The organism is Pseudomonas saxonica (assembly GCF_007858365.1).
GTDB lineage: Bacteria > Pseudomonadota > Gammaproteobacteria > Pseudomonadales > Pseudomonadaceae > Aquipseudomonas > Aquipseudomonas saxonica.
This window is the reverse complement of record NZ_VFIO01000010.1, coordinates 34936-50257: the sequence shown is the minus strand read 5'-3', so window position 1 is coordinate 50257 and position 15322 is coordinate 34936. Positions and strand designations below refer to the sequence as shown.

General features: G+C 58.6%; 12 protein-coding genes. 4 read left to right on the top strand and 8 right to left on the bottom strand.

What is annotated here, in order from left to right:
- Nucleotides 1-247: 247 nt before the first annotated feature.
- The 5 genes from FJD38_RS20050 to FJD38_RS20020 all read right to left on the bottom strand — a co-directional run bounded on the left by FJD38_RS20050 (nucleotide 248) and on the right by FJD38_RS20020 (nucleotide 6978).
- Nucleotides 248-1645, bottom strand: a complete 1398-nt coding sequence (locus FJD38_RS20050; protein ID WP_146387099.1) for an LLM class flavin-dependent oxidoreductase — start codon at nucleotides 1643-1645, stop codon at nucleotides 248-250.
- Nucleotides 1646-1660: 15 nt separating this feature from the next.
- Nucleotides 1661-2713 carry an NADP(H)-dependent aldo-keto reductase gene (locus tag FJD38_RS20045; protein ID WP_146387097.1) on the bottom strand — a complete coding sequence of 351 codons (1053 nt, stop codon included), beginning with the start codon at nucleotides 2711-2713 and terminating at the stop codon, nucleotides 1661-1663.
- A 903-nt stretch (nucleotides 2714-3616) separates the two neighbouring features.
- The gene (locus FJD38_RS20035; protein WP_146387096.1) at nucleotides 3617-3883 is read right to left on the bottom strand and encodes a short-chain dehydrogenase; all 267 of its coding nucleotides are present in this window, start codon (nucleotides 3881-3883) and stop codon (nucleotides 3617-3619) included.
- Between the two features lie 1078 nt (nucleotides 3884-4961).
- Entirely contained in the window at nucleotides 4962-5231 is a 270-nt protein-coding gene (locus FJD38_RS20025) for a short-chain dehydrogenase (RefSeq protein ID WP_122784901.1), read from the bottom strand.
- Between the two features lie 817 nt (nucleotides 5232-6048).
- Entirely contained in the window at nucleotides 6049-6978 is a 930-nt protein-coding gene (locus FJD38_RS20020; protein ID WP_146387094.1) for a LysR family transcriptional regulator, read from the bottom strand.
- 127 nt (nucleotides 6979-7105) lie between these two features.
- On the opposite strand from FJD38_RS20020, the gene araD1 reads away from it, so the two are divergent.
- The 4 genes from araD1 to FJD38_RS20000 all read left to right on the top strand — a co-directional run bounded on the left by araD1 (nucleotide 7106) and on the right by FJD38_RS20000 (nucleotide 12690).
- Nucleotides 7106-8104 carry an AraD1 family protein gene (araD1, locus tag FJD38_RS20015; RefSeq protein WP_122786107.1) on the top strand — a complete coding sequence of 333 codons (999 nt, stop codon included), beginning with the start codon at nucleotides 7106-7108 and terminating at the stop codon, nucleotides 8102-8104.
- A gap of 67 nt (nucleotides 8105-8171) precedes the next feature.
- Nucleotides 8172-9491, top strand: coding sequence for an MFS transporter (locus FJD38_RS20010; RefSeq protein WP_146387092.1), 1320 nt, complete (start codon nucleotides 8172-8174; stop codon nucleotides 9489-9491).
- A 28-nt stretch (nucleotides 9492-9519) separates the two neighbouring features.
- Nucleotides 9520-11076, top strand: a complete 1557-nt coding sequence (locus tag FJD38_RS20005) for a UxaA family hydrolase (RefSeq protein WP_146387090.1) — start codon at nucleotides 9520-9522, stop codon at nucleotides 11074-11076.
- A 42-nt stretch (nucleotides 11077-11118) separates the two neighbouring features.
- Entirely contained in the window at nucleotides 11119-12690 is a 1572-nt protein-coding gene (locus FJD38_RS20000) for an aldehyde dehydrogenase (NADP(+)) (RefSeq protein ID WP_146387089.1), read from the top strand.
- On the opposite strand, the gene FJD38_RS19995 is transcribed toward FJD38_RS20000, so the two are convergent.
- The 3 genes from FJD38_RS19995 to FJD38_RS19985 form a co-directional block, all read right to left on the bottom strand.
- On the bottom strand, nucleotides 12684-13121 hold the full coding sequence (locus FJD38_RS19995) for a hypothetical protein (protein WP_122786111.1): 438 nt from the start codon (nucleotides 13119-13121) through the stop codon (nucleotides 12684-12686). The genes FJD38_RS20000 and FJD38_RS19995 overlap by 7 nt on opposite strands.
- Nucleotides 13122-13279: 158 nt before the next feature.
- Nucleotides 13280-14548, bottom strand: coding sequence for a HAMP domain-containing sensor histidine kinase (locus FJD38_RS19990; RefSeq protein ID WP_146387087.1), 1269 nt, complete (start codon nucleotides 14546-14548; stop codon nucleotides 13280-13282).
- Nucleotides 14545-15228 carry a response regulator transcription factor gene (locus FJD38_RS19985; protein ID WP_122786113.1) on the bottom strand — a complete coding sequence of 228 codons (684 nt, stop codon included), beginning with the start codon at nucleotides 15226-15228 and terminating at the stop codon, nucleotides 14545-14547. Before FJD38_RS19985 ends, FJD38_RS19990 begins: the two co-directional genes overlap by 4 nt.
- Between the last annotated feature and the right edge of the window lie 94 nt (nucleotides 15229-15322).

Below are 15322 nucleotides of genomic sequence, written 5' to 3'. Positions count from 1 at the left end.
AACAAGGCTGTTGCACAAGCCGTGCCGGGTTTTAAAGCCAGTAAATACGGGGGTTACGCGTGAAAGAAGGGTTAAAAACCAACAGTCTGTGCAGGGACTGTTGGTGGGGCAACAGTTGGTTTTATGCCTTACGCATTGCCGTACCCCTGAAGTCGCTGCCGAAGACTGCGAGGGATGGCAGCGTTTTCGAGAATACGGGTTGCTACGCATCCCTTCGCAGCCTTCGGCAGCAACTACAGGAGGGGGTTTACGAGAAACGCAACGGCCGCGCCGGTTGCTGCAACACCGCAGCATCTCGATACCGCGCGCCAAAATGATCAGCCGGCAATCTAGCCTGCCCCGCGCCAAACAGGCGCTCACGCAAGGTTTCACCCGCGGTGTAGTGCTCGCGAAAGCGTCCGCGTCGACGCAGTTCCGGGATCACCAGCTCAATAAAGTCGCGCGCGGTTTCAAACGACAGGTACTGACGCAAGTTGATTCCGTCGATACCATCTTCATCCAGCCATTTTTCGATTTGATCCGCGACCACCGTCGGCGTGCCCGCCACGAAAAAACGCTCCCGGTTGAAACCCGAAAATTGGGCCAGTACGGTACTCACCGTCCACTCCGGTTTATAGCGCTGCAGGCTCTCCCAACCCTTGACCTTAAGCGCGATCAAGTCGCTGATCAGTGCGTCGCCGGGGAAGCGTGTCAGATCGACCGCCGATTGCTGGTGAGCCAAAGACGCTTCAACACTCATCAGCTTGCGATAGCTGTCGAGCTTGCGGCTGACCTCTTCGTCGGTACGGCCCACGATCACCCCGGCCATGACGATAAATTTCAAACCGCCCGGGTCGCGCTCATGGGCGATCGCCTTGTTGCGCATGGCCTGAATATTGGCGCGCACGGCAGCGGTGTCGATACCGCCGGTGAACACCACTTCGGCGTGGCGCCCAGCAAACTCGATGCCCGCAGGCGAGCCGGTGGCCTGAAACAAGACCGGCGTGCGCTGGCGCGACGGCTGGCACAGGTGCGGGCCAGCGACCTTGAAGTGCTCGCCGACGTGGTCGATGTAACGCACTTTGGTGGGGTCGGTATAGACGCGCTGCTCGCGGTCTTGAATCACCGCGTCATCGTCCCAGGAGCCTTCCCATAACTTGTACAGAACGTCCAGGTACTCATCGGCAATCTCGTAACGATGGTCGTGAACCACCTCGGTGGCATGCCCAAAGTTACGTGCTGCATTGGGCAGGTACGACGTGACGATGTTCCAGCCTACCCGGCCCTTGGTCAGGTGATCGAGGGTGCTCATGCGCCGGGCGAAGGCGAACGGAGGTTCGTAGGTGGTGGAAAAAGTCGCGCCAAAGCCCAGGTTTTGGGTCACGGCCGCCATGGCCGGAATCACCAGCAGCGGGTCATTGCTGGGGATTTGCATGGCTTCGCGCAGCGCCGTTTGCGGGCCATCGCGGAAGCTGTCATAGGTGCCGATCACGTCGGCCAGAAACACCCCGTCGAAGGTGCCGTACTCCAGCAGTTGCGCCAGTTCGGTCCAGTAATCGAGATCGTTGAAGCGATGCCGGTTGTTCTCGGGATGAACCCACAGACCATGAACAATATGGCTCACACAGTTCATTTCAAACAAGTTGACGTGCAGTTGTTTGGGCATGGTCAAAACTCCTGCCTAGGGCGCCGGGTTGGGTATGCGCTGATGAATGGCTTCAATTTGCGCCAGTACCTGCGCATCAAGCGTCACCTCAAGGGCACTGAGGTTGTCACGCAACTGCGCGAGGCTGGTCTGGCCGGTCAGAGCGCTGGCCACGAACGGCTTATTGATGACGTACGCCAGGGCCAGTTGCGCCGGGGTCAAATTATGTTCGCGGGCGATCTGCACATACCCGCTGATGGCCGCATCCGCCGAAGGGCTGTCATAGCGATTGAAGGTGCGGTACACCGACGAAAGCCGGGTGCCCTCGGGGCGTGCTCCACCCAGATACTTGCCGGTCAACGAACCGAATGCCAAGGGTGAATAGGCCAGCAGACCGACCCCTTCGCGGTGAGTGAATTCAGACAGCCCACCCTCGAACAGGCGATTAAGCAGGCTATAGGGGTTCTGAATACTGGCAATTTTCGGCAGCCCCAACCGCTCACTTTGCTTGAGAAACTCGGCCACGCCCCACGGGGTTTCGTTGGACACGCCGATATGGCGAATCTTGCCCGCCTTGACCTGATCCGCCAGCACCGAGAGGGTTTCTTCAATGGCTATGCTGTGGGTGTCTTCGGCATAGGGGTAATCGCGCTGGCCAAAAAAGTTGGTGGCGCGGTCTGGCCAATGCAACTGGTACAGATCCAGATAGTCGGTGTTCAAACGCTTGAGGCTGCCGTCCAGTGCTTCGACGATATTGCGCCGGTCATGTCGGGTCAGGCCGTCGCGGATATGCAACTGCCCGTTGGGCTCCCGGGCCGGGCCGGCAATTTTGCTGGCCAGCACCACCTCGGCACGCCGACCACTGCCCGCCAGCCAACTGCCGATATAGCGCTCGGTGGTGCGCCAGGTGTCGGCATGAGTGGGGGTGGGGTACATCTCGGCGGTGTCGATCAGGTTGACGCCTTGCGCCAGCGCCAGCTCAATCTGTTGGTGGGCGTCACGCTCGCTGTTCTGATGACCCCAGGTCATGGTGCCCAGTCCCAATACACTGACCTTGATATCGCTGTTACCCAATTGGCGGTAATGCATGAAAGCTTCCTGAATATGAATGTCAGGAAGGTGCATAGCATCAAACATGCCATGCGCCCATACACCCGTGCTAACTGAGCGCACGGAGTGTTCCGCTGTTCAACGCTGTTGAGGGTCACACACTCTGCACCGACACTGTTGCTGAGCAGACATTTGCGACCACTGCGTGCTCGATCGCAGCCTTCGTTCCTCGTCAGCGGCTACAAGAGCGTAAGCGAGCGTTTGATTTGGCTTTTGATTTGGCTTTTGATCTGCTTGTGACCTGGTTTTTGATCTTGATCTGCCGCCCCTTCGGGAGGCCGAATGGAGGTTTCGCGGAGTGGGTCGACCGGCATGGATGCCGGGAGAGCTGCGATCGGGCCATGGATGGCCCGTCGCAGCGTGCCCACGGAGCGGGACCGGAGTGAGGGACACCTGAGCGAAGCGAGGGTCGTACGCAGGGGCAAGGCCTTTTTGCTTATTTTTGTGGTTGTCCGACACTCGGCTGTTTGCCAAAAGTGAGCCGCCGTAAGGGCGGAACCCGTAGAAAGCCGTGATACACCTAATGGATATGTACGCGGTTTATGTAACATAAGCACTGAGTACATATCCATAGGATGTGTAAATTCTGGTTTCGCCCTTACGGCGAGGTACTTTTGGCAAACGCCGAGTGTCGGACCATCCCAAAAATACCCAAAAGGTCTGCGCCCTACCATACGGCCGAGCTCGCCTAGGCTCGCCCGGTGCCTTCACTCCGGCACTGTTATGGGGGCACGCCGCGACGGGCCATCCTTGGCCCGATCGCGGCTGGCTCGGCGTCCTGCCTCGCCACCCCCATAACAGCACCTGCGTTCAGCCTCCTGTGAGGGGCATTCGCGTCGACCCAAAAATTGCGTGGCAACAGCAAAGGCAACGGCAACGTCTCTATTCAACCCGTAAGCGCCACCCCAACACATCCAGCAAATCACACCCATCACGAAGCAACATCATCGCCACGGTTGCTATCTGCCGTAGATCAACCGTATCGGCTAATTCAAGATCACGATTAGACAGGGTTTCCATCAATTGAGTAGCTGCCCGCACACGGGCGGCAGCATTGGCATGAAGCACATCGACCGGCGCATTGCGGTCGATCAACAGCGCGGGGATCAGGCAGTCGATAGCGGTCAGAGGAATGAACGAATGCTCCATAAACAAAGCTCCTTGTTACAAGTGGAGCCACCTGCTTCGTCGCCAAACAAAATAGGTGACAGCTGTACGCGGGTTGGCGAACCGGTAGAACAAGGAAAACCGGCAGACCCGAAGATCTCCCACGCACAGCCGTCATAAAACAGAGCGATGCAAAATACACGCTATGCCCGTATCACAACAACTGCACGAGTCCATTGTTCAAGTTCCGAGTCGCCAAACCCGGTCGCTTAATGCGAGCGCCGACTATAGGCCCGCTCCCCAGCCATCTCAATCGACAAACCTGTACGAAACCTCCCGAATCCCAGTGAGCGCACACCTACAGTCAAAAGCATTACGACCGCTACGCGCTCGATCGCAGCCTTCGTTCCTCGTCAGCGGCTACAAGAGCAAGAGCGTAAGCGAGCTTTTGATCTGCTTGTGATCTGGCTTTTGATCTGCTTGTGATCTGGTTTTTGATCTTGATCTGCCGCCCCTTCGGGAGGCCGAAAGGAGGTTTCGCGGAGTGGGTCGACCGGCATGGATGCCGGGAGAGCTGCGATCGGGCCAAGGATGGCCCGTCGCAGCGTGCCCACGGAGCGGGACCGGAGTGAGGGACACCTGAGCGAAGCGAGGGCCGTACGCGGGGGCAAGGACCTTTTGCTTACTTTTGGGGCTGTTTGCCTAAAGTGAGCCGCCGTAAGGGCGGAACCCGTAGAAAGCCGTGATACACCTAATGGATATGTACGCGGTTTATTTAACATAAGCACTGAGTACATATCCATTGGATGTGTAATAACTTTCTACGGGTTTCGCCCTTACGGCGCGGTACTTTTGGCAAACGCCGAGTGTCGGACCATCCCAAAAATACCCAAAAGGTCTGCGCCCTACCATACGGCCGAGCTCGCCTAGGCTCGCCCGGTGCCTTCACTCCGGCACTGTTATGGGGGCACGCCGCGACGGGCCATCCTTGGCCCGATCGCGGCTGGCTCGGCGTCCTGCCTCGCCACCCCCATAACAGCACCTGCGTTCAGCCTCCTGTGAGGGGCATTCGCGTCGACCCAAAAATTGCGTGGCAACAGCAAAGGCAACGGCAACGTCTCTATTCAACCCGTAAGCGCCACCCCAACACATCCAGCAAATCACACCCATCACGAAGCAACATCATCGCCACGGTTGCTATCTGCCGTAGATCAACCGTATCGGCTAATTCAAGATCACGATTAGACAGGGTTTCCATCAATTGAGTAGCTGCCCGCACACGGGCGGCAGCATTGGCATGAAGCACATCGACCGGCGCATTGCGGTCGATCATCAGAGCGGGGATAAGGCAGTCGATAGCGGTCAACGGAATGAACGAATCTTGATTCATGGGTTAAAACTCTTGGGCATGGGCTTTAGCCATCCACATTCGTCGCCAAACGAAAACAGGTGGCTGCTGTACGCGGGTTGGCGAACCGGTCATACCCAAGAAACTCCGGCAGATCCTGAGATCTCCCACGTACAGCTGCCATAAAGCCTCGCGATGCAAAATACACGCTTGGCTAGAGATAGCAATTCTTGGCATGTTCCGAGTCGCCAAACCCGGTCGCTTAATGCGAGCGCTGACTATAGGCCCGCGCCCCAGTCATCTCAATCGACAAACCTGTACGAAACCTCCCGAATCCCAGTGAGCGCACACCTACAGTCAAAAGCATTACGACCGCTACGCGCTCGATCGCAGCCTTCGTTCCTCGTCAGCGGCTACAAGAGCGTAAGCGAGCATTTGATCTGCTTGTGATCTGGCTTTTGATCTTGATCTGCCGCCCCTTCGGGAGGCCGAAAGGAGGTTTCGCGGAGTGGGTCGACCGGCATGGATGCCGGGAGAGCTGCGATCGGGCCATGGATGGCCCGTCGCAGCGTGCCCACGGAGCGGGACCGGAGTGAGGGACACCTGAGCGAAGCGAGGGCCGTACGCAGGGGCAAGGCCTTTTTGGGTACTTTTGTGGCTGTTTGACAAAAGTGCCTCGCCGTAAGGGCGAAACCCGTAGAAAGATTTAATACATCAAATGGATATGCACGCTGGCCAATTAAAAGCTTCGAGCACATATCCATTTCATGCTTTTTACTGGAATAAAGGTTTCGCCCTACCATACGGCCGAGCTCGCCTAGGCTCGCCCGGTGCCAGAACGAAGGCACTGTTATGAGCCTCAAGACACTACACGCACACTCATCTCATCAATCAGCAACTGCGTCGGCGCAGTCAACGCAACCCCTTGACGGGTGACAATCTCATAAGGCTCGCTGCGCGACTTCAGCACCAGCGGCAAACGCACCAACATGCCGTGCGTCACGGCCATCTGCGCAACATCAACCGGCATCACGGCCACCAAATGCGGGTCTTGCAGCAGCAACGACAGCGTGGTGAAGGTCGATGAGGTTTCTATCGGATACGTCGGAAAGTTAAGCCCCGCCTCCCGGAACTCACGTTCCAGAGTCAAACGCATGGGCATGTTAACCGGGAACACGACCCACGGGGCGTCAGCCAGTTCGCTCAGCGCCAGCGACGCGCGGCCGGCAAATTGATGTTGGGTATTCGCAACCACAATCAGGGGTTCCTGATCACGCAGGCGGCAATCGTAAGCACCAGGATGCTTGCTGACGCTGGTGCGACAGATCGCCAGATCCAACCGCCCCTCGTCGAGCAAGGCCAGCAAGCGTGCACTGGTGTCTTCGACAATTTCGACTGACAGTTGCGGCTGTTTTGCCCGTAGACGCGCCAGGCACTCCACCAGAACCGGCACCGCTCCCATGATTACGCCCACCGACAGCCGACCACCGTGGCCTTGCATGATGCCGAGCATTTCTTCGCGCAGGTGCGCGACGTCGGTATGGATCAACCGCGCATAGCGGATCACGCAACGTCCCAGGTCATTGGGGACCAGGCCTTTGGGTGTACGCTCGAACAGGGTCGAGCCCAGGGTCGATTCGATTTCGTGCAGTGCCTTGGTGGCCCCCGGCTGGGTAATGGCGACGGAGTCCGCCGCCTTGTGCAAGGAGCCGAATTCGTCCAGCGCAATCAACAAGCGCAGTTGCTTGAGGCGCAAGCGGGAAATGATCGTGGTCAAGGATGGCAGCATGGGGATGACCATTAGTTATCGCTCAATCAGCAGTCGTCATTAGGCAGCATCCCCGACAAAAATTAAAGTGAGCCACAGAAGGGCCTCAAAGGCCCGCCAGAACAATAATCTGCAAAGGCCTCACTCCATGCGTCTGATTCAATTTCAAACGGTTCAAGGTCAACGTCATGTTGCGGTCGTTGAAGGCGATACGCTGCTCGTCGTCAATGGCGCTGCAAGCACCCGCGAGCTCGCTCTGGACGCCATTCGCAAGGGGCATGGCCTGGCTGAAGAAGTATGCGCCAGAGGGACTCAGCCCAGCCCTTCGAGCTACCGCCAGACCTTGCAGGACGGACGCGTGCTGGCGCCTCTTGACCATGAAGATCCGGCCCACTGCCTGATCAGCGGTACGGGCCTGACCCACCTGGGTAGCGCCTCGACCCGCGATAAAATGCATCAGCAAAACATCGGCGATCAGGCCGCCCTCACCGACACCGCGCGCATCTTCCAATGGGGCATCGAAGGCGGCCGACCACCGGCTGGCACCGCCGGTGTGCAACCAGAATGGTTCTATAAGGGCGACGGATCAATTGTCGTGCGTCCCGGCGCTGCCTTTGAGAAACCGGCCTTTGCCGAAGATGCCGGTGAAGAACCTGAATTGACCGGGCTGTATGTGGTGGGTGACGACAGCAAACCCTACCGAGTGGGTTTTGCTTTGGGCAACGAGTTTTCCGACCATGTGATGGAGCGCCGCAACTATCTTTATCTGGCCCATTCCAAACTGCGCAATTGCAGTTATGGCCCTGAATTGCGGGTGGGTGAGTTACCGCGCAATCTGAGCGGCATGAGCCGCATCCTGCGCGGCGATGAAGTGGTCTGGGAAAAAGAGTTTCTCAGCGGTGAGGACAACATGTGCCACAGCCTGGAAAACCTTGAATACCATCACTTCAAGTACGCTCAGTTCTTGCGTCCCGGCGATGTGCATGTGCACTTTTTCGGCACTGCCACCCTGTCCGTGGCAGACAACATTCAAACCCGCGAAGGCGACCGCTTCGAAATCAGCATGGAAGCGTTTGGCGAGCCGCTGATCAATGGCATCAAGGCCGGGGCAGCTGAACTTCCCGCCGGGCAGGTCGCTACCTTGTAAACCCTTTGGCGGGCCTGTCAAAAGGCTCGCACCGCTTGATAAAAATCATAAAAAAGCGAGAACCCCCATGAACACTAAAACTGCTGCGGTCGTGCCTGCTCAGGTGATTGATGCCGCGGGCGCCGAACGCCCCACCACCGTGCGCTGGCGCATTTTCCTGATTTTGCTACTGTTGTCGGCCATCAACTACATCGATCGTGCGTCGTTGTCGGTGGCCCTGCCGTTGATTTCTACCGAGTTTGAAATGACCCCGGCGCTGGAAGGCTTGATGCTCAGCGCATTTTTCTGGTCATACGCACTGATGCAGATTCCCGGCGGGATGCTGCTGGATCGCTTTCAAGTGCGCAATATTGTCGGCGTGGCCACGGTGGGCTGGGGCTTTTTTCAAGCCATTGCAGGTGGCGCTCAAACCTGGATGATGCTGTTGGCCACGCGTATTGGTCTGGGTGTGGCGGAGTCGCCGATCATGCCCGCAGGCGCCAAACTCAACGGCGCCTGGCTAACCCCCAACGAGCGCGGGCGTGGCGCCACACTGGTGGATGGCGGCGCGCCGCTGGGGACCGCATTCGGTGCCATCATCATTGCCGGTTTGATCACGTGGTTTGATTCCTGGCGTATTGCCTTTGTGATTGCCGGCGTCGGCACCATGATCGTCGGCGTCTGGGCCTGGTGGTATATCCGCAATAACCCGGCCGAACACCCCAAGGTCAATGCCGCGGAACTGGCCTACATCACGGACGCCAACGCCGAGGCCGCCAAGACCCACGGCGAACGCAAGGCAATACTCAAGGATTTGCTCAAAAGCCGCTCGGTTCTGGCCATGTTCGCCGGGTACGCCTGCTACAACAGCGTGTTCTACGGGTTGCTCACGTGGATGCCGAGCTACCTGCACAAGGCTCACAACCTTGATATCAAGGCGATGGGCGGGGCCACGTTTCTGATCTTTATGTGCGGCTTTATCGGTGAAATTTTCGGCGGCTGGCTGGCCGATAAATGGAAGGACGCCGGCGGCGCGCCGAACAAGGTGATGCGCACCATGTTCGGTGGCTCTGCGGCGATTGCAGCGCTGTGCATCCTGCTGGTGGCGTACAGCAAGGACGCTGTCACCGTTATTTCGCTGCTCTGCGTCGCCCTGTTTTTTATCCGTTGGTGCGGTATGTACTGGTGCTTGCCGGCCATTCTGGGCGGTAAATCCAAAGCCGGGGTGCTGGGCGGCAGCATGAACTTCTGCGGCAATATGGTCGGCGTCATCGTGCCGATCCTGATTGGCCTGATCGTTCAGTTCACCGGCTCGTACTTTCTGGCGCTGATCTTTTTTGTGGTCATGGCATTCGGTCTGATGCTGTTTTCTTCACTTATCGACTACCGCGAACGTGGCCTGGCCTGAGCCTTGGCGCTCCCTTGAGGTAACTGTGATGCAACTTATAACTAAAACAGGCAGTGAGAATGCTGCCAACGCCGTGATCCGACTCAACGCGCTGGACGATGTGCTGATCGCACGCCAGCCCATTCCCCAGGGGCTGGTGCTGGAGGCCGAAGGGCTGATAGCCCTTGATCCAATTCCATCGGGCCACAAGATTGCCACCCGCGCCATTGAGACCGGTCAGCCGCTGAGGCGCTACGGCCAGATCATTGGTTTCGCCAGCCAACCGATCAAGGCAGGCGAGCATGTGCATGTGCACAATCTGGCGATGGGCGACTTCTCTCGCGACTACGCCTTTGGCGTCGACGCACGCGGTAGCGGCACTCAGACCCGTGACACGTTTATGGGCATCGTGCGCGCCGATGGCCGGGTGGCCACGCGCAATTACATTGGCATCCTGACCTCGGTGAACTGTTCCGCGACGGTGGCCAAGGCCATTGCTGATCATTTTCGTCGAGACATTAACCCGCAAGCCCTGATGGATTATCCCAACGTTGACGGTGTTGTCGCCCTGACCCACAGCTTTGGCTGTGCGGTTGACCCCGGTGGCGAGGCGCTGGCCATGCTGCGCCGCACGTTGGGTGGTTATGCCGTGCACCCCAACTTTGCAGCTGTGCTGATGATCGGCCTGGGTTGCGAAACCAATCAGATTGCTGACTTGCTGGCGGCTCAAGGCCTGGAAAAAGGCGAGTTTCTACGCGCGTTCACCATTCAGGGCACGGGTGGCACCTCTAAATCCATCGCCAGCGGCATCGCTCAGGTCAACTCACTGCTGGCCGAAGCCAACCGTGTGGAGCGCCAGCCCGTCAACGCCAAACACTTGATTATTGGCCTGCAGTGCGGTGGTTCGGATGGCTATTCAGGGATCACCGCCAACCCTGCGCTGGGCAACGCGGTTGACCGGCTGGTCGCCGCCGGCGGTACCGCCATTTTGTCGGAGACCCCTGAAGTCTATGGCGCCGAGCATTTGTTGACGCGGCGCGCCGTCAGTCGTGAAGTGGGCGAGAAACTGATCAAGCGTATCCACTGGTGGGAGGACTATTGCAAACGCATGAACGCTGAACTGAACAACAACCCCTCAGCCGGTAACAAGGCCGGCGGCTTGACCACCATTCTTGAAAAGTCCCTGGGCGCGGTGGCCAAAGCCGGCTCAAGCGACCTGGTCGATGTGTATGAATACGCCGAAACAGTACGCGCCCACGGTTTGGTGTTCATGGACACACCGGGCTATGACCCGATTTCTGCCACAGGCCAGGTTGCCGGAGGTGCCAACCTGATTGCCTTTACCACTGGCCGTGGCTCAGCGTATGGCTGTGCGCCCTCGCCTTCGATCAAGCTGGCAACCAATACCCGCTTGTGGGAAACCCAGGAAGAAGACATGGATGTGAACTGCGGCGGCATTGCCGATGGCAGCATGACCATTGAGGAACGCGGCGAGCACATCTACCGGATGATCCTGCGCATTGCCTCCGGAGAACGAAGCAAGAGTGAACAGCACGGATATGGCCAGAACGAATTTGTGCCGTGGCAGATTGGCGCCATCACCTGAATGCTGGTTTGTACACCAGCAACCTTCTTCAAGGAGACAGCAATGATACACATCACCGGCCACAACTTTATCGGCGGTCAACGCAGCGCCAGCGGCACCGTTGTTCTGCACAGCGTGGATGCCAGTACCGGCGAAACCTTGCCTTATGGGTTTTTCCAGGCCACTGATGCTGAAGTCGACGCCGCCGCTCTGGCGGCCAGCACCGCCTTCGTGGCCTATCGCAGCATGCCCGCCACACGCAGAGCCGCGTTTCTCGACGCCATTGCCGAAGAAATTGACGCCTTGGGTGACGACTTCATCGCTACGGTCAGCCGCGAGACCGCCTTGGCTGCCGCCCGCATTCAAGGTGAGCGAGCTCGCACCAGCGGGCAAATGCGCCTGTTCGCCGAAGTACTGCGCCGCGGTGATTTTTACGGCGCACGCATCGATCATGCATTACCTGATCGCACCCCCATGCCCCGTGCGGACCTGCGCCAGTACCGCATCGGTGTAGGCCCGGTGGCCGTGTTTGGCGCCAGCAACTTCCCCCTGGCCTTCTCCACCGCCGGGGGCGACACCGCCTCTGCCCTCGCGGCAGGCTGCCCGGTGGTGTTCAAGGCACATGGCGGGCATATGGCAACTGCCGAATGGGTCGCTCAGGCCATTGTGCGAGCGGCTGAGCGCACCGAAATGCCAGCCGGGGTGTTCAATATGATCCATGGCGCCAGTGTCGGCGCCGCACTGGTCAAGCACCCCGCCATTCAGGCGGTAGGCTTCACAGGTTCGCTAAGGGGTGGCCGTGCGTTGTGCGATATGGCCGCCGCAAGGCCGCAACCCATCCCGGTGTTTGCCGAGATGTCGAGCATCAATCCGGTGCTCGTCTTGCCTCAGGCGCTGGGCCTGCGCGGTGACCTAATCGCTCAAGAGTTGGGCGGCTCGGTGATGCAGGGTGCGGGCCAGTTTTGTACCAGTCCGGGGCTGGTACTGGGGATACGCTCACCCGAGTTCAGTGGGTTTGTGAAAAGCCTTGGCGAGTTTTTCAACGCGCAACCTGCACAAACGCTGCTCAATGCCGCCGGTTTGGTCAATTACTGCCAAGGCCTACAGCGACTGGCCGATATAGAAGGCATTGAACACCTCGCCGGTGCCCCGCAGCAGGGCAATCAGGCGTACCCACAGTTGTTTGGAGCCGATGTCGAGCTGTTGATCAATGGGGCCGAGGTGGTGCAGGAAGAAGTATTCGGGCCCACCACGCTGGTGATTGAAGTGGCCGACAAAGCGCAATTGCTACGTGCGCTGCACAGTCTGCAGGGCCAACTGACCGCGACCTTGATTGCCGAGCCGGGTGACTTGCACACCTTTGCCGAGGTGGTACCCGTGCTGGAACACAAGGCCGGGCGCCTGCTGCTCAACGGTTACCCGACCGGCGTTGAAGTGTGTGACGCGATGGTGCATGGCGGGCCATATCCGGCGACCTCCGATGCCCGTGGAACGTCGGTGGGCACGCTGGCCATCGACCGTTTCCTGCGCCCGGTGTGCTTCCAGAACTACCCCGACAGCCTGCTGCCGGATGCCTTGAAAGACGCCAACCCGCTGGGCATTCAGCGCTTGGTCAATGGCATCCATCGTTACTGATCAGCCGCGTAAATCACGGTCTGGGCACTCAGATCTGCCGCAGGCTTGAGGGTGAAGTAAGTGTCACCCTCATCGGTCAGAATCTCGTACGCGGCCTTGTTTGGAGGGCTGACGTGCTTGATGATTTTCAAGACGCGCTGAAACTTCACCGACCGGGTGCCATTGTGCGCAGGCCCGGTCATCACACTCACGCTCTGAAACCAACCGTCATTCTTCCGGTTGGCGACCAGCGTGTGGCTCAGTGCCTCAAAGCGCTCAAGGCGGGTGAAGCCCCACAAAGTCTGCTCTTCAACGTGTTTGCCCGCGGCCCCTGCGCCGGTAAAAACAAACAGATTGATGGCGGGGTTGTCTTCACAAAAAAAGTCGTAAGGCACCAGTCCATCGACCATTTTCTTGCCGGCCACAAAGCCTTTTTTATGAACCAGAAACATGCCCACTTCCACTTAAAGATGAGCGCAAAGTCTACGGGGGCGTGGCGTACAGGGCCGTCAAGGCCGTGTAATTTTGTGTAAAGTTCACCACCTGTAGTCGCTTGATGCGGCCGCCCCCGCATGTGCAGACGGTTGTGTCATGAGTATCAAGACGGTATCTACACGGTGTGCCGCGGAAGGTTGATTTCTACGGTCAGACCGCCGCAAGGCTGATTACTCGCACTGATGCTGCCTCCATGCAGGGCTACCGCCCTGGAGGCAATGGCCAAACCCAGGCCAAAACCATTGCCGGGCTCGTTTACCCCACGCTCAAACGGCTCAAAAATGCTCAACAAACGCTCCGCCTCAACCCCTGGCCCCTGATCAGTAATGCGCACCCGCAGGTTGCGGTCATCCAGACTGATCTGAGCCACCACCCGCACATCGGTGTCCGTCCCGGTATAGCGCAGGGCATTGCGAATGACGTTCTCGAAGCAGCGATACAGCAACTCACCGCTGACCCGGCAGACAAAGGGCGCACCCGCTTGCAAACTGACCCTGCAGTTTTTGATCCCCGCTTCAAACTGCGCGTCTTCGACGATATGCGCCAGCAACTCGGTTATATCCACCGCTTCACGCTCAATGCTTTCAGGCCGTCCCTGAACGCGGGCCAACGTCAGCAGCGCTTCAATCAGGGTGTCCATGCGCACCGATTCACGCTCGATGCGCCCGACCATGTCTGCCCGTGACGAGTCCTGATGCAACAAGCCGATGGCGGCCTGCATGCGCGTCAACGGTGAGCGCAGTTCGTGGGAAATGTCGTGCAACAGATGCTGCTGAGCTTCTACCAGCAATCTCAATTGATTGGCCATGCGGTCGCAGTCTTCGGCCAGGTCAACAATTTCATCGCGCCGTCGCCCCATGATCGGCTTGACCCGGGTTTCGAAACGCCCCTGTGCCACATCGCTCATCGCCCGGCGCAGGTAAGCCAATGGCCAGGCCAGATAAAACGCCATATAGCCGCTGAACAAGGCACTCATCACCGTGCCGATCAGCAGCGGCATCAAGCCGGGCCCGCCCTCTCCACCCCCGCCGTTACCGGGCGCACGGGTTGACCTCAGAGACAGGCTCAAGCCCTCGTTGCTGATGACTATTTGCTCATAAGCCGGGTGCTCAATGGGCAATCCGGCCAGCAACTGGCCGCTGCTGTCGTACACGGCAATGGCTTCGTCGTCAGGGTGATGCCACACGTCCAGCAGTTGTTTGCCCGCCTCGACACCGTAGTGGCGCAACAGCTGGGCTTCGCTTTCCAGAATGGTGTCCAGATGAGGGTTGCCAGGCCCCAATCGACTCAATGTCATAACGCCTATACCGACAAAAAACGTCAGGCTGGTGGCCAGCCAAAAAGCCAGGAACAGCTTCCAGAACAACCGACTGGGTTTCATCATTCTGCGATCAACAAATAACCGAGCCCGCGAACGCTCTGAATCCAGGCTTTGGCATCAGGGCGTGGGCCGAGTTTTTGCCGAATGCTGCTGATATGCACATCAATGCGCCGGTCGTAGCGTGTCAGTGGGCAGCCCAGGGCATTAAGCGACAAGTCCTGTTTGCTGACCACTTGCCCGGCGCTGCGGGCCAGCTCTTCGAGCAGGCTGAATTCAGTGCTGGTCACACCCAGCTCGTTGCCTTGCCACGTGGCTTCACGCTTGCCCGGCCATAACACCAGAGCGCCCGTGCGGATGACCTCAGTGATCGGCTGCGTGGCCGGTTGTACCCGGCGCATGATGGCCCGCAAGCGCGCCACCAACTCGCCCGGTGAGCTGGGTTTGGGCACATAGTCATCAGCGCCCAGTTCCAGCCCGGTGATGCGGTCGATGTTATCGCCTCGGGCCGTCAGCAGTACCACCGGCACCTGGCTGCGTGCGCGAATGCGCCTGAGCACTTCAATGCCTGACAGGCGGGGCAACATAACGTCCAGCACGACAATGCTGAAGCGTCCGGAAAGTGCCTGCACCTCTCCTTCTTCTCCGGTGTGAACCGCTGTCGCTTCAAAACCTTCACGCACCAGGTATTCACTGAGCAATCCAGTCAATTCCTGGTCATCGTCGACGAGCAATACACGAATCATGGCGAACTCTTGAAGGGGTGGGTGAGGCATTATCGGCCTTGCGTCGCCCAGCGTCATCGGCCCGCAGCAACCTTTACTTAACTTGACACAGGGT

Coding starts and splice junctions, on each gene's coding strand:
- FJD38_RS19985 (WP_122786113.1), bottom strand. CDS start 15,228: ATGATTCGTGTATTGCTCGTCGACGATGACCAGGAATTGACTGGATTG.
- FJD38_RS19995 (WP_122786111.1), bottom strand. CDS start 13,121: ATGTTTCTGGTTCATAAAAAAGGCTTTGTGGCCGGCAAGAAAATGGTC.
- FJD38_RS20045 (WP_146387097.1), bottom strand. CDS start 2,713: ATGCATTACCGCCAATTGGGTAACAGCGATATCAAGGTCAGTGTATTG.
- FJD38_RS20035 (WP_146387096.1), bottom strand. CDS start 3,883: ATGGAGCATTCGTTCATTCCTCTGACCGCTATCGACTGCCTGATCCCC.
- FJD38_RS20025 (WP_122784901.1), bottom strand. CDS start 5,231: ATGAATCAAGATTCGTTCATTCCGTTGACCGCTATCGACTGCCTTATC.
- FJD38_RS20050 (WP_146387099.1), bottom strand. CDS start 1,645: ATGCCCAAACAACTGCACGTCAACTTGTTTGAAATGAACTGTGTGAGC.
- FJD38_RS20000 (WP_146387089.1), top strand. CDS start 11,119: ATGATACACATCACCGGCCACAACTTTATCGGCGGTCAACGCAGCGCC.
- FJD38_RS20010 (WP_146387092.1), top strand. CDS start 8,172: ATGAACACTAAAACTGCTGCGGTCGTGCCTGCTCAGGTGATTGATGCC.
- araD1 (WP_122786107.1), top strand. CDS start 7,106: ATGCGTCTGATTCAATTTCAAACGGTTCAAGGTCAACGTCATGTTGCG.
- FJD38_RS20005 (WP_146387090.1), top strand. CDS start 9,520: ATGCAACTTATAACTAAAACAGGCAGTGAGAATGCTGCCAACGCCGTG.
- FJD38_RS19990 (WP_146387087.1), bottom strand. CDS start 14,548: ATGATGAAACCCAGTCGGTTGTTCTGGAAGCTGTTCCTGGCTTTTTGG.
- FJD38_RS20020 (WP_146387094.1), bottom strand. CDS start 6,978: ATGCTGCCATCCTTGACCACGATCATTTCCCGCTTGCGCCTCAAGCAA.